Below are 14,141 nucleotides of genomic sequence, written 5' to 3'. Positions count from 1 at the left end.
CGGACCCGCCCTCGCGCTGGCCGCGGCCCTCGCGGCCCTCGCGGCCGTGCCGGCCGCCGCGCAGGAGCGCGGCGGAACCCCCGGCCGGTTCGACTTCTACGTCCTGGCACTGTCCTGGTCGCCGACCTTCTGCGCGCTCACCGGCGAGCGGCGCGGCGACGCGCAATGCGATCCGGGCCGCAATCCCGGCTTCGTGGTGCACGGGCTGTGGCCCCAATACGACCGCGGCTATCCGAGCGAGTGCGGCGCCTTCCCGCGCCCGCCGTCGCGGCAGGCCCTGGCCGAGGCCGAGGGGGTGTTCCCGACCGAGGGGCTCGCCCGCTACGAGTGGCGCAAGCACGGCACCTGCTCGGGCGAGGATCCGGCGAGCTATTTCCGCCTCGCGCGCCGCGCCCGCGACGCCGTCACCATCCCGGAGCGCCTGCGCGGCGGGGAAACGCTGCGCGCGGCGCCGATCGAGGTGGCGCGCCTGTTCGTGACCAGCAATCCGGGCCTGCGCCCCGACATGATGTCGGTCACCTGCCGGGCCGGACGCCTGGAGGAGGTGCGGATCTGCTTGTCGAAGGACCTGCGCTCCTTCACGCCCTGCCCCGACCTGGCGCGGCAGAATTGCCGGGCGGGCGAGGTGACGGCCGCGTCCGGGCCCTGAGCCGCGCCGGAACCGTCGCCGGCCCCGTGCTTTGGTCCCCCACCCCGGGGCGGCGCGCCGCCCCGGGCGGCAGAGGGAGACCCGCATGGCGACGAATCCGAGCGACCGGGAGCCCCCGGTCCCCGGCGGTGGGGCATCCCCCGCGACGGGCGCGGCGGGCGAGGCCCGCCGGACGCGGCTGACCGAGGAGGAGCAGCGGGAACTCGACCGGCGGCTCAGCCGGCCGGACGGGCCGCGCGCCGACGCGGGCCGCGCGCCCGATCCGGGCGACCTGCCGGGCGAGGCGGACGACGTGCGGGCGGCCTTCGGCACGGCCGGCGCCCCGGCGGAGGGCGGCTCCCAGGAAGACGGCGGCAAAGGGTCCGGCGGCAAGGGATCCGGGGGCATGGGCGGCGACGGCACCGCGCATTCGGGCATTCTGAGCGCCCCGGGCGGGAGCGGCGCGACGCCGGTGCGGATCGACGACGTGCCGGCCTCCGAGCGCGGCAACCCGGACGAACTCGCCGCCCGCGGCGATCTCGACCGGCGCAACCCGCCGCGGCGGGAGGATACGGGGCCCGGCGGACAGACGGTGTTCTCGAACGCCGCCCGCGAGGGGCGCGAGGCCCCGCGGGACCCGCTGGCATCCCCGGCCGACCGGGCGGGGGCGAAGCGGGGCTGAGGCGGAGAACCCTGCGCGCCCGAGCGAAGCCGAGATCCGCCGTCCCGCAGCGATCGCGGCCGCCATCGCCGCGAGATCCGGGGGATGGGGCGCGCGAGGTGGCGCCGGGCGCCCGGGCCCGATCCTTGCGACCTCCCCGGTCCTTCAGAACTCCATTCCTTCAGAACTCCATGTCGAGTTCCTCGATCAGAACTCCATGTCGAGTTCCTCGATCTCCTCGGGCTCGCCCTCCGCCTCGGCGATCCATTCCTGCATCAGGGGCCAGGCCATGACGTGGTCGCGAAAGGCCGCGCTGCCGGGCGGCAGGCCGACATTGTAGGTGACGAAGCGGGTGCAGACGGGCGCGTACATCGCGTCCGCGATCGTGGGCGTCGCGCCGAACAGGTAGGGGCCGCCATGCGCGGCGAGCGCCTCCTCCCAGATCTCCACGATGCGCGCGATGTCCGACTGCGCGCCCCCCCACAGCTTGAAGTCGGTGTAGCGCGCCCGCAGGTTCATCGGCAGGGCCGAGCGCAGGTTCACGAAGCCGCCATGCATCTCGCCGGAGATCGAGCGGCACCACGCGCGCTTGACGAGGTCGGCCGGGACGAGGCCGGCCTCCGGGCGCCACTCGTGCAGGTACTGGGCGATCGCCAGCACGTCCCAGACCCGGACCGGGCCGTGGGTGAGGCGCGGCACCAGGAAGGAGGGCGAGAGGTGCAGGAGTTCGGCGCGGCTCGCCGCGTCGCCGGTCCCCAGCACCTCGACGGTGAAGTCGAGCCCGGCCATCCGGCAGAGCAGCCAGCCGCGCAGCGACCACGACGAGTAGTTTCGGCTCGATACCGTCAGCGTGGCCTCTGCCATGCGCATCCTCCCCCGCGGGCCCGGCCGGACCCGACCCGGCGTCAGCCCATCCAAGACTCGTGCCGTCAGCGCCGCGACCATAGGGGCAGCCGCCGCGGCGCACCAGACGACGAGAATCCAGACCGGCCCGGCCCGGGGTTTGGCACGAGCATCGCATGGCCGGGAGTCAGACGGGCATAGTCCCGGGACCACACCCAACGAAAGTCAGATCGCGGGAGGGCGAGCGTTGCCTTACGTCTCAGCAGCGGCAAGCGCGTCGGCTCCGGCGTGTGTGCGGGAGTCTTCGGGCTGATGCTCTACGATCTCTTCGAGGTGCAGTCCGACGCCGCGGCCGCGGCGCGGGGCTGGGGGCGCCTCCTCCACGAGACCGTCACGCCCTGGACGGAGGCGGGCGCCCGGGAGCCGGCCACCTGGGTGCTGGCGGCGGCCCGGATGATGATGCGCGCCGGCCTCACCCACGTGCGGCCGGCCTACGGCATCGCCGGCGTGCACGTCGGCAACCGCGAGGTGCCGGTGCGCGAGGAGCCGGTGCTGCGCACCCCCTTCGGCACGCTGCTGCACTTCCGCAAGGACATCGCCTCCGAGCAGCCCCGCGTGCTGGTGGTGGCGCCCCTCTCGGGCCACTTCGCCACGCTGCTGCGCTCGACCGTGCGCACGCTCCTCGCCGACCACGACGTCTACATCACCGACTGGCACAACGCCCGGGACGTGCCGGTCGAGGCCGGGCGCTTCGGCTTCGACGACTATGTCGGGCACGTGGTCCGCTTCCTGGAGACGATCGGCGAGGGGGCCCACCTCGTGGCGGTCTGCCAGCCCTGCGTCCAGGCCCTGGCGGCGGCGGCGGTGATGGCCGAATCGCGCAACGCCGCCCACCCGGCCAGCATGACCCTGATGGCCGGTCCGGTCGACACCCGCATCAACCCCACCAAGGTCAACGAACTCGCGACCTCCCGGCCGATCGAGTGGTTCGAGCGCAACCTCATCGGCACCGTGCCGCGCCGCCATGCCGGCGCGGGCCGCCGCGTCTATCCCGGCTTCGTCCAGCTCATGGCCTTCATGACGATGAACTCGGCCCGGCACATGCACGGCCACATCGACCTGTTCTGGCACATCGCGCGCGGCGAGGAGGCCAAGGCGGCGCAGATCGAGACCTTCTACGACGAGTACTTCGCCGTGCTGGACCTCGCGGCGGAATTCTACCTCGAGACGGTCAAGACCGTGTTCCAGGACGCGACGCTGGCCCGCAACGCCCTGACCTACCGGGGGGCGCCCCTCGACATGCGCGCCATCCGCAGGACCGCGCTGATGACCGTGGAGGGCGAGCGCGACGACATCTGCTCGGTCGGCCAGACGATGGCGGCGCACGACCTCTGCGCCAGCCTGCGGCCCTTCCGCAAGCGGCACCACCTCCAGGCGGGGGTCGGGCATTACGGCGTCTTCTCGGGGCGCAAGTGGGAGACCCAGACCTACCCGCTGGTGCGCAACTTCATCCAGTCGAACGCCTGACCAGCCGGGTCGGAGGGCGGTTCATTCAAGAATCGCGCCCCGCGCCCGCCGCGGCGCCGCGCACCCGGTTGGAAATCGTCCCGAACTGGTGTATGGCGCAGCCAAGCGCATGCGTGCGCCGGCCTTAGCGGCAATCGCGACGTGCGCTCCTCCCGGTCAGGAACGGCCGGGGTCTGGGGCGCATTCCGGTTCGCCGGATGTCGCAGGACGGCCCTCGGCCGGCCACGGTTCGAAGAATTCTAGAGGACACACCCTTGCAGGTACTCGTTCGGGACAACAACGTCGATCAGGCCCTCCGCGTGCTGAAGAAGAAGATGCAGCGCGAGGGCATCTTCCGCGAGATGAAGCAGCGGAAGGCCTACGAGAAGCCCTCCGTGCGCAAGGCCCGCGAGAAGGCGGAGGCGGTGCGCCGCGCCCGCAAGCAGGCGCGCAAGACCGCGATCCGCGAGGGGCTGATCGCTGCGCCGAAGCCGAAGCCCCGCGCCGTCGCGCCCCGCCGCCCGGCGGCCGCCCCGGCCCCGGCGTCGAGCCCGACCACCACCGCCTGAGCCCCGCGCCCGGATCGCCGGGCGCATCCCATCCTGACGTCCTCGCGGCGAGGCCCGGCGCATGCGCGCGCGGGCCCCGACGTGTGGACGGGCCCTCTCGGGAGATCCGCCCATGGCCTTCGCCTGCACGATTCCGGCCGTGCCGATGGTGCAGCTGGACGACGAGGCGGTGCGGATCACCCGCTGGGACTTCGCTCCCGGCGCCGTGACGGGCTGGCACGAGCACGGCTGGCCGTACGTGATCGTGATGGTGACGCCGGGCTGCCTGCGCGTCCATGACGGCGAGGCCGTGACCGAGACCGTGCTGGCGCAGGGCCAATCCTACCGCCGCCCCGCGGGCGTGCGCCACGACGTGATGAACGGCTCCGACCACCCGATCGCCTTCGTGGAGATCGAGCTGAAGCGGCCCGGCGCCCTCTGAACCGCCCCCGGTCCGCGACAGGCGCCGTCGGCGGACCGGATTCGGGACCAGCGCCCTCCCCCCGGCCGCGTCCGAGCCCCCGCCGGGCGCCACAACGAGAACGGCCGGGGCGAGGCCCCGGCCGCGTGCTCGTCGCAAGGTGCGGCGCCGATCAGCGCAGGAGCTGCAGCACGCTCTGCTGCGCCTGGTTGGCCAGCGACAGCGCCGAGACGCCGAGCGAGTTGCGGGTCTGCAGCGCCTGAGAATTCACCGCCTCCTCGTGCAGGTCCGCGTTGGTCAGGTTCGCCGCACCCGTGTCGAGCACGTTGATCATCTGCTTGGTGAAGTCCTGACGGTTCTGCACCACCGCAAGGTTCGCGCCCAGCGACGAGGCCTGGCTCTTCAGCGAGCTCGCCGCCGTGTTGATCGACTTGATCACCTTGTTGATCGCGCTGTTCTCCTGAAAGTCCGACTGCGACAGCACGCTCAGGCCGAGCTGCGTGTACGACACCGTCGAGCCCTGCACCGACAGCGTCGACGTGTTCTTCTCGTTGAAGCTGATCTTCAGCGTGTCCCCGGCGAGCAGGTTGACGCCGTTGTAGCCCGAATCCGCCGCGAGCTGGTCGATCTGGGTCAGCAGGTTGTTGAAGGTGCTCACCAGCCCGTTGCGCGCGGTCAGCCCGTCGCCGCCGATCACCGCGCTCGAGGTGCCGGAGTTGAACGGGTTGCCGGTGCCCGAGGCGGTGATCTTGAGGTCGTCGGTGCCCGAGTCGTTGGCGGTGGTGATCGAGATCCGCCCGGTCGCGGTGTCGATCGAGGCCTGGGCGTTGGCCGCTGCCAGCGCGCTGTTGAGCTGCGTCAGGGTCGAGATCTGGCCCGCCGCCGAGCCGAAGGTGAAGGTCGCGCTCGGGCCGGAGCCGACCTGCACGGTCAGCGACTTGCCCGCCAGGGCCGAGCTCGAGCCCGGCGCTCCCAGGCCCGCCGCGAAGGTGGTGGGCGAGTTGAAGCCGAGGTTGGAGAGCAGCGAGGTCGCGGTCGAGCCGTTGCCGAGGGTGATGGCGGTGTTGGTGTCGGCGGCCGTGAAGGTGAACTTGCGGTTGGTGGCGTCGTAGCTGGCCGAGACGGTGCCGCTGGTGGCGGTGCTGACCTTCTGGGCGATGGAGCCGAGCGTGTCGCCGGCCGCGATGTTGACGGATTGGCCGTTGACCGTGAAGTTGTCGCCGGCCTTGAAGCCGACCGCGATCGCCAGGGTGGCGGCGCTCGGCGAGAAGGCGCCGGCCGTGGTCGAGGCCGTCGTCCCGAAGCCGACCTGGCTGCCGGTGCCGCCCTGGACGGTGATGCTCGACCCGTCCGCCGCGCCGGTCAGCCTGATCTTGCCGCCGCTGTCGGAGGCGGTGACGCCGGTGGTCGAGGTGACGGCGTTGATGGCGTTGATGACCTGGCTCTCGTTCGAGCCGGTGGCGACCGTGACCGTCGTGCCGTTGATGGTCAGCGTGGTGGAGGACGCGCCGGCGCCGTTCGTGGTGGCGCCGCTGGCCGCGAGGCCGGTCTCGGAGCCGGTCGCCGCGTAGGTGAACTGGGCGCCGGAATTGCTGCCGGTGAAGACGAGCTTGCCGCCGGAGGCCGCCGCGGTGACGCCGGTGGTGGCGGATTGCGCGTTGATCTTGGCGACGGCGGCGTTGATGTCGTCGCCGCTGGCGAGCGCGATCGCGGTGCCGTTGAGGGCGATCGTCGCGGAGGCGGTGAGGGTCGTGTAGGAGCCGGCCGTGTAGGTCGCGACGCCGTTGCTGTAGGCGGTGCCGGCCGTGACGGTGGCGGCGGTGGCGGTGGTGTTGCCGCTCAGGGCGGTGTCGCTGACCGCCTGCGTGGCGCCGGTCGAGAGCAGGTTCTGGGCCGAGGCGCCGGTGAGCGCGGTCGAGACCGAGGTCGCCTTGACCGAGAAGGAATTGGCGGAGGCGAGGGCCTGCTGGGCCACCGACTTGAGCTGGTCGGTGAGGGTCTGGACCTTGGTGAGGCCGGTATTGGCGGCCTGGATGGTCTGGATGCCGTTCGAGACGCTGTCGAGGAGGGAGGACAGGGCGGTCGAGCGGGAGGAGAGGCCGTCGGCGGTGAAGAAGTTGGTCGGGTTGTCGAGGGCGGTGTTGACCTTCTTGCCCGTCGCCAGGCGGTTCTGGGTGGTGGCGATGAGCGAGGCGGTGTCCTGCATCGACAGCAGGTTCTGCCGCGTGGCGGCAGTCAGCGTGATGGGCATGGGGCCGATCCTTTTCGATCGTCGGATCCGTCGTTTTGACGGCACCCGCATCTCAGGGGGCCGGCCCTTGCCGCGGCCTTAAGTCGATCGCGCGGACTCGTGCGGCTTTGCGAAATCGTTAACGGTTAACCACGACCATGGGGGTGATTCGTGGAAAGCCCGCCATGCCGCTTCGCATCACCCTCAAGCCGCACGAGCGCCTCATCATCAACGGGGCGGCGATCCGGAACGGGGACCGCGCGGCCGACCTGCTGATCGAGACCCATGCCCGCTTCCTGCGCGAGAGCGAGATCATCCGCGAGAGCGAGGCGGACACGCCGGCCAAGCGCCTCTGCGTGACGCTGCAGGTGATCTACCTCGCCGACAACCCGGCCGAGGTGGAGGACCTGCTGGTGCGCCAGTCGACCGAGATCCTGCGGATCATGCCGAGCGCGGTACCCTATCTCCTCGCCGTTCAGGACGAGGTCGCCGCCCGCCGCTTCCACCACGCCCTGAAATGGGGCCGGGAGCTCGTCGCCCACGAGCGCGCCCTCCTGCAGCAGCAGGACGCAGCCCCGGGGGCCGCGCGGGAGGCGGCCCCGGGGGCCGCGCGGGAGGCGACCCCGGTGGCCGCCCGGGCCTGACACCGCCGCGGCCGCGGCGGACCGGGCCCCGCGGCGCCGGCGCCGCGCGCGGAGGCGAAGGCCCGAGGAGAGCGGCCGGGATCCGGGGCCGAACCGGCGCGCGGGAGGCCGCTCCGGTATGATACTTTGTCTCAGTATGAGTACCAGAACCGTCCCCGGCGGCGGGCGTTGGGCCCCACTCAACCCCTGTCCAGGAGGATGACCGGATGGCCGAGGATCTCCGCTCGCTCTACGTGACCGCGCTCAGGAACACCCACGCCCTCGAATTGCAGGCCCTGCAGATCATGGAGCGGCAGGTCGAGCGCCTGGAGCGCTACCCCGAGATGGACGCGGCCCTGCGGCGCCACATCACCGAGACGCACGGCCAGCGCGACCGCCTGGAGGCGGCGCTGTCGGCCCTCAACGAGAGCCCCTCGGCCCTCAAGGAGGGCGTGCTCGGCCTGATGGGCAACCTCGCGGCCCTGGCCCACACGCCGGCCCAGGACGAGATCCTGAAGAACGCCTTCGCCAACCGCGCCTTCGAGAATTACGAGGCGGCGGCCTACGACTCGCTCATCACCATCGCGGAGGCGGCCGGCCAGACCGCCCACCTGACGGGCTTCCAGCAATCCCTGAAGGAGGAACTGGCGATGGCCCAGACGGTGGCCGACCTCGTCAAGCCGACGACCCGGCGCTACCTCGAACTGACCGCGAGCGGCGCCAAGGCCGACCGCTGAGCCCGCACCGGCGGGCCGTGCGTTGATCCCAGCGCCCGCCGGCCCTGCGGTGCCCGGCGGGTGCACCCCGGGAGGATCGGGCCTATATGCGGGGCAATTCCTCTCCCGGAACCCGATCGTGACGCAAATGCAATCTCCGGCGGGCGGGGCCTCGGACCGGCCCGGCCTCGTCGGGACCTACCGGCGCCTCTGGCCCTATCTCTGGCCGCACGGGCGCCTGGACCTGCAGCGCCGCGTCTTCGCGGCCTTCTTCCTGCTCCTCGTCGCCAAGGGCGTCACGATGCTGACGCCCTTCACCTTCAAGTGGGCGACCGACGCCCTCGTGGCGGCGGCGGGCGGGAAGGACGGCCCCCTGCCGACCGGCCTCTGGGCGGCGCCGATCCTGCTCATCGGCCTCTACGGCCTGTCGCGGGTGGCGATGGCCCTCCTCACCCAGGTCCGCGACGGGCTCTTCGCCAAGGTGGCGATGCACGCGGTGCGCCGCCTCGCCCTCCAGACCTTCGCGCACATGCACCGCCTGTCCCTGCGCTTCCACCTGGAGCGCAAGACCGGCGGCCTCACCCGGGTGCTGGAGCGCGGGCGCAACGGCATCGAGGAACTCTCGCGCCTGATGGTGCTGACGCTGGTGCCCACCATCGTCGAGTTCCTGCTGGTGCTGGGCATCCTGGCCTGGGAGTTCGACCTGCGCTACTCGCTGGTGGTGCTGGTGATGGTCGCGGCCTATCTCGGCTTCACCTACAAGGCTACCGAGTGGCGCATCGCCATCCGCAAGCGGATGAACGACTCCGACACCGACGCCAACACCAAGGCGGTCGACTCGCTCCTCAACTACGAGACCGTCAAGTATTTCGGCGCGGAAGCCCGCGAGACCTCCCGCTACGACGTCTCGATGGCCAAGTACGAGAAATCCTCGACCCAGACCTACGTCTCGCTGGCGGTGCTCAATGCCGGCCAGGCGGTGATCTTCACGGCCGGCATGACCGTGGTGATGTGGCTCTCGGCGCGCGACATCATGGCCGGAAAGGCCACGATCGGCGGATTCGTGCTGGTCAACGCGATGCTGGTGCAGCTCTCGATGCCGCTCAACTTCATGGGCATGATCTACCGGGAGATCAAGCAGGCGCTGATCGACATCGACGACATGTTCCGGATCCTGCACCGCAACCCGGAGATCGCCGACCGGCCGGGCGCGCCGCCGCTCGCGGTGAGCGCGGGCGTGGTGCGCTTCGAGGACGTGCACTTCGCCTACAACCCGGACCGGCCGATCCTGAAGGGCATCAGCTTCGAGGTGCCGGCCGGGCGCACCGTCGCGGTGGTGGGCCCCTCGGGCGCCGGCAAGTCGACCCTGTCGCGGCTGCTGTTCCGCTTCTACGAGCCGCAGGGCGGGCGCATCCTCGTGGACGGCGAGGACATCGCCGCCGTGCAGCAGGAATCCCTGCGCGCGGCGATCGGCATGGTCCCGCAGGACACGGTGCTGTTCAACGACACGATCGGCTACAACATCCGCTACGGGCGCTGGGAGGCGAGCGAGGCGGAGGTCCGCGAGGCCGCCCGGCTCGCGCAGATCGACCGCTTCATCGCCGCCCTGCCGGAGGGCTACGACACGCCGGTGGGCGAGCGCGGCCTGAAACTGTCGGGCGGCGAGAAGCAGCGCGTCGCGATCGCCCGCACCATCCTGAAGGGGCCGCCGATCCTGGTCCTCGACGAGGCGACCTCGGCCCTCGATTCCTTCACCGAGCGGGAGATCCAGGACGCCCTCGACCGGGTCAGCCGGGGCCGCACGACGCTCGTCATCGCCCACCGGCTCTCGACGGTGGTGGGCGCCGACGAGATCATCGTCCTCGACCGGGGGGTGATCGTCGAGCGGGGCGACCACCCGACCCTCCTCGCGCGCGGCGGCGTCTACGCGGCGATGTGGAACCGCCAGCGCGAGGCGGACGCGGCGCGCGAGGCTCTCAAGCGGGCGGAGGGCGGCGAGGGCGAGAGCCTGCGCGTCCGCCTGGAATCGGGCGAGATCCCCCCGCCCGCCGCCAAGGCGCCCGAACCGGCCTCCGTCGCCTGACGGAACCCGGCCTTAACCGCGGCCGTCGGAGACTGGCCCGGCGGGGAGCGGGGATGCGCGGATGGCGGTGCCGGAACCTTGGAGGCTGACGGTCCGCCTGGGGACGATCCCGTCGCTCGCCATCGCCCTGTCCCTGTTCGGCGGCCTGCCGGGCGGTCTCGACCGGCAGGGCTACTTCGTCGGCCGCGACTTCGTGATCTTCTGGACGGCCGGCCGGCTCGCCGCGACCGGGCTGCTGGATCAGATCTACGATCTCGGCGCCTTCCAGGCGGCCATGCGGGCGCTGTTCACGCCCGTCCAGCCCTTCATGAACTTCTCCTATCCGCCGACCGGGCTCCTGGTCCTGGCGCCCCTGGCCCGGCTGCCCTACGGGGCGAGCTACCTGCTGTGGCAGGGGGCGGGGATCGCCTGCTTCCTCGCCACGCTGCTCGGCGGGAAGGCGGGTCCGCGCCGCGCCGGGCTGGTGCCCTGGCTCCTCCTCTCGCCGATCGTGGTGCTCGAAGTCGCGATCGGGCAGGCAGGCTTCTTCTTCGCGGCGCTGGTCGTCGGGGCGATGCGGCGGCTCGACCGGCAGCCGCTCCTCGCCGGGGCGATGATCGGCCTCATCAGCGTCAAGCCGCAGCTCGGCCTGCTGTTTCCCCTGGTGCTGATCGCCCGGCAGCGCTGGGACGCCTTCGCGGCCGCCGCCGTCACCACCCTCGGCTTGATCGGGCTCAGCCTGCTGGCTTTCGGCCCCGAGCCGTGGCGCGCCTACCTCGCGGTCACGCTGCCCTTCCAGGGCGAGGTCATCACCGGGATGGACGGCTTCTACACCACCCTGATGACGACCCCCTACGCGGGCCTGTGGTGGGTCGGGGTCCCGGTCCCGGCGGCGCTCGCGGTCCAGGGGGCCGTCTCGCTGATCGTGGCGGGCGGCGTCGCCTGGCTCGTCCGCCGGGACCCCGCGCGGCCGGACGGGCCGGAGGGCGCCGCGGGCCTGCACGCCGCCCTCGTCGCGGCGGGCTGCATCCTCGTGACCCCGTACTGCCTGAGCTACGACCTCGCGATCCCGATCACCGCCGCCCTGGCGTGGCGCCTGCGCTGCCCGGCCCCGCCGCCGCGGGCGGTCGACCTCGCCCTGCTGGCCCTGTTCCTGGTGCCGCTGCTCGGGATGATCGTGGTCGCGACCCGGCTGCCGCTCCTGCCGCTCGCCGCGGCGGCGGCCTTCGCGGCGCTCGCCGCCGAGGCCTACCGGGCCGCCCCGCCGGCAAGCCGCCCGCCGCGAAGCGGCCGGCCCCTCGCAGGCCGCCTCCCGGTGGGCTGAGCGGCTGGCGATCCGTCGGCGTCCGGCCTGGCGCCGCGGAGGTCGCCCCGGCCGCACCCGACGGATCGCCGGGACGCCGCATCGCGCAGACCGGGAACGGGCGATTCGGGGTCGGCCTGCGACCCGAAGAGCCTCCTTAATCCTTGCGGGCGATCATGCCGGGCGCTGCCGCAAGGACACGTGCCGTGCCCACCGCCCCGTCCTCCCTCGCCCCGCGGGTTCCGAGCGTCCCGGTCGCCGAGCTGCGGTGCGCCGCGGCCCTCGCGGCGCTGGCCCTCTCGGCCTTCCTGCTGTTCTCGGCACCGATCCTCCTCGCCCGCGCGGCGCTGCCCGGGCTCGGCGGCTCCCCCGCCGTCTGGTCCGTGGCCCTGGTCCTGCTGCAGGCGGCCCTGCTCGGCGGCCAGCTCTACGGGCTCGCCGCCACCCGCTGGCTTGCGGGGCGCCGCGCCCTCCTGCTGCACCTCGCCCTGATGGGGGCGGCGCTCCTCGTCCTGCCCCCGCATCGGCCGGCGGCCCTCGCGCGGCTGCCCGCCGAGGGCGAGGCGCCCTGGCTTCTCGGCCTCCTTGCCGTCGCGGCCGGACCGCCCCTCCTCGCCCTGGCGGCGAACGGCCTGCTCCTGCAGGGTTGGCTCTCCGGCGCGGATCACCCGCGCGCCCGCGACCCCGCCCCCCTCGCCGCGGCCTCCCATGGCGGCGCCTTCGCGGCGCTCCTCGCCTATCCGGTGCTGATCGAGCCGCTCGTCTCCCTGCGCGCCCAGGAATGGGCCTGGACGGCCGGGTTCTGCCTCCTCGCCCCGCTGATCGCGGCCGCCGCCTGGAGCGCCGCCGGGACGCCGCCCGCGCGGGCGCCGGCCCCTCCCCCGGCCCCCGCCAAGCGCCCGGTCCCGCTGACCGGCGCGGCGCTGGCGGGCTTCGTCGCCCTGGCCTTCGTGCCGGCCGCCTTCCTGGTCGCCGTCACGACCCGCCTCTGCGCGGAGCTCGCGACCGCGCCGCTGGTCTTCCTGCCGCCGCTCGCCCTGCACCTCCTGACCTTCGTGACCGCCTTCCGGGACAGCGCCGTGCGGGTCGCGCGCTGGCTCGCGCCGCTGCAGGTCGGGGGCACCGCGCTGGCGATCCTCGGCCTCGTGGTCGATCTCGGGCTCGCGGCGAACCTCGTCCTCGGCCTCGGCCTCGTCCTGGTGAATGCCAGCCTCTGCCACACGACGCTCTACCGCGCGCGGCCCGAGACCGCCCACCTGACGGTCTACGCCGTCTGCATCGCGCTCGGCGGCCTCCTCGGCAGCGCCGCCGGCGCGCTGCTCGCGCCCGCCCTGTTCCCGGCCGGCCAGGACTACCCGCTCCTCCTCGGCGCGGCCCTGCTCGGCCGGCCCGGCCTCCTCGACGGCGCCCGGGCCGCCCGCGCCAGGGGCTTCGGGGAGGCCGCCCTCGTCTGCGCCCTGCTGGCGCTCCTCATCCTGGCGGGCTGCGCCCTGCTCGGCCTCGCCGCGCCGCGCCTGCTCATCGGCCTCGGCCTGTGCGGGCTCCTCGCCCTGTCCTGGGCGAGCCCGCGCCTCGCGGCCCTCTCCGGGATCGGGGCGCTCCTCGCGCTGGCGGGCCCGGCGCCCGCCCCGCCCGGGGCCGCGGGGGAGAGCCTGCGCTCCTTCTCCGGCATCCACCGCATCGCCGCGAGCCCGGACGGCGGCACCCGGCTGCTCTGGCACGAATCCCGCCCGCAGGGCGCGATGCGGCTGCGCCGGGAGGACGGCACGCCCGCGACCGGCGAGCCGGCGCCGCTCCTCGCCTACGCGCCCGACGGGCCGGTCGGGGCCGCGATCCGGGGGATCCGCGCCGCCCGGGGCGGCGATCTCGGCGACGTGGTGGTGGTGGGCCTCGGCGCCGGCAGCCTCGCCTGCGCGGCGCGTCCCCGGGAGGCCTGGACCTTCCTGGAGAGCGATCCGGTGCTCCTGCGCATCGCCCGCGACCCGGCCCGGTTCCGGTTCCTGGCCGCCTGCGCGCCGACCATGCCGGTCGTCGTCGGGGATCCGCGCCTGAGCCTCGCCGACCGGCCCGCGGATCTCGGCCTGATCCTGATCGACACCGCCGCCTCCGGCCCGTTCCCGATCCATCTCCTGACCCGCGAGGCCCTGCGCCTCGCCGTCTCGAAACTCGACCGGACCGGCGTGCTGCTGATCCACCTCGCCCACCCGCACCTCGATCCCGGCGCGGTCCTGGCCGGGATCGGGGCCGAGTTCGGGCTGAGCGCCTGGGCGCTCGGCGCGCCCGGCGCGGCCCCGACGCTGCTCGCGCTGGTGCGCGATCCGGCCCATCTCGGCCCATGGGGCGGTCGCGCCCGGCCCGGCGGCGCCTTGCTCCGCGACACCGTGCCAAGCGACACCTTGCAAGGCGACGCCCTGCTCCGCGACGCCTCGCCCCGTGGCACCTGGGCCGGCAATCCCTGGCCCGGCCCCCCGGAGGCCGGCGGCCCCGGGTGGCGGCGCGTGCCGGCCGATCCCGGCCGCCGGCCCTGGACGGACGACCACGCCGACCTCCTCGGGGCGCTGCGCGCCCGCCCGGGCGGGTGAGGCCGCGCGGGCGATTGA

Annotated in this window: 12 protein-coding genes; 10 read left to right on the top strand and 2 right to left on the bottom strand. The window is 73.4% G+C overall.

What is annotated here, in order from left to right:
• The first annotated feature begins 46 nt into the window (after positions 1–46).
• Positions 47–649: a ribonuclease T2 family protein gene (locus MET2598_RS0124120; protein WP_012330657.1), complete on the top strand. Its 603-nt coding sequence runs from the start codon at positions 47–49 to the stop codon at positions 647–649.
• A gap of 85 nt (positions 650–734) precedes the next feature.
• Positions 735–1,310 (top strand): hypothetical protein, encoded by a 576-nt coding sequence (locus MET2598_RS0124115; RefSeq protein ID WP_018262649.1) that lies wholly within the window; start codon positions 735–737, stop codon positions 1,308–1,310.
• A 186-nt stretch (positions 1,311–1,496) separates the two neighbouring features.
• On the opposite strand, the gene MET2598_RS0124110 is transcribed toward MET2598_RS0124115, so the two are convergent.
• Complete coding sequence (locus MET2598_RS0124110; RefSeq protein ID WP_012330659.1) at positions 1,497–2,153, bottom strand: glutathione S-transferase family protein; 657 nt, start codon at positions 2,151–2,153, stop codon at positions 1,497–1,499.
• A 291-nt stretch (positions 2,154–2,444) separates the two neighbouring features.
• Here MET2598_RS0124110 and MET2598_RS0124105 point away from each other — a divergent pair, with 291 nt between their 5' ends.
• The 3 genes from MET2598_RS0124105 (at position 2,445) to MET2598_RS0124095 (ending at position 4,628) form a co-directional block, all read left to right on the top strand.
• Positions 2,445–3,659, top strand: a complete 1,215-nt coding sequence (locus MET2598_RS0124105; RefSeq protein ID WP_012330660.1) for a polyhydroxyalkanoate depolymerase — start codon at positions 2,445–2,447, stop codon at positions 3,657–3,659.
• Positions 3,660–3,913: 254 nt separating this feature from the next.
• Entirely contained in the window at positions 3,914–4,207 is a 294-nt protein-coding gene (gene rpsU / locus MET2598_RS0124100; RefSeq protein WP_012330661.1) for a 30S ribosomal protein S21, read from the top strand.
• 112 nt (positions 4,208–4,319) lie between these two features.
• Positions 4,320–4,628: a cupin domain-containing protein gene (locus MET2598_RS0124095; RefSeq protein ID WP_012330662.1), complete on the top strand. Its 309-nt coding sequence runs from the start codon at positions 4,320–4,322 to the stop codon at positions 4,626–4,628.
• Between the two features lie 151 nt (positions 4,629–4,779).
• On the opposite strand, the gene MET2598_RS0124090 is transcribed toward MET2598_RS0124095, so the two are convergent.
• Positions 4,780–6,858, bottom strand: coding sequence for a flagellin hook IN motif-containing protein (locus tag MET2598_RS0124090; RefSeq protein ID WP_018262648.1), 2,079 nt, complete (start codon positions 6,856–6,858; stop codon positions 4,780–4,782).
• Between the two features lie 164 nt (positions 6,859–7,022).
• On the opposite strand from MET2598_RS0124090, the gene MET2598_RS0124085 reads away from it, so the two are divergent.
• From MET2598_RS0124085 to MET2598_RS0124065, 5 genes are all read left to right on the top strand, one after another.
• Positions 7,023–7,481 carry a flagellar biosynthesis repressor FlbT gene (locus MET2598_RS0124085; protein ID WP_018262647.1) on the top strand — a complete coding sequence of 153 codons (459 nt, stop codon included), beginning with the start codon at positions 7,023–7,025 and terminating at the stop codon, positions 7,479–7,481.
• 206 nt (positions 7,482–7,687) lie between these two features.
• Positions 7,688–8,197, top strand: a complete 510-nt coding sequence (locus MET2598_RS0124080; RefSeq protein ID WP_012330665.1) for a ferritin-like domain-containing protein — start codon at positions 7,688–7,690, stop codon at positions 8,195–8,197.
• 127 nt (positions 8,198–8,324) lie between these two features.
• Positions 8,325–10,259 (top strand): ABCB family ABC transporter ATP-binding protein/permease, encoded by a 1,935-nt coding sequence (locus MET2598_RS0124075; RefSeq protein WP_018262646.1) that lies wholly within the window; start codon positions 8,325–8,327, stop codon positions 10,257–10,259.
• Between the two features lie 61 nt (positions 10,260–10,320).
• Positions 10,321–11,562, top strand: a complete 1,242-nt coding sequence (locus MET2598_RS0124070; protein WP_018262645.1) for a glycosyltransferase family 87 protein — start codon at positions 10,321–10,323, stop codon at positions 11,560–11,562.
• A gap of 185 nt (positions 11,563–11,747) precedes the next feature.
• Entirely contained in the window at positions 11,748–14,123 is a 2,376-nt protein-coding gene (locus MET2598_RS0124065) for a hypothetical protein (protein WP_018262644.1), read from the top strand.
• Positions 14,124–14,141 lie beyond the last annotated feature (18 nt).

Source organism: Methylobacterium sp. WSM2598, from assembly GCF_000379105.1.
Classification (GTDB): domain Bacteria; phylum Pseudomonadota; class Alphaproteobacteria; order Rhizobiales; family Beijerinckiaceae; genus Methylobacterium.
Note: the sequence above shows the minus strand (reverse complement) of the source record. Positions and strands in the feature narration are given on the sequence as shown.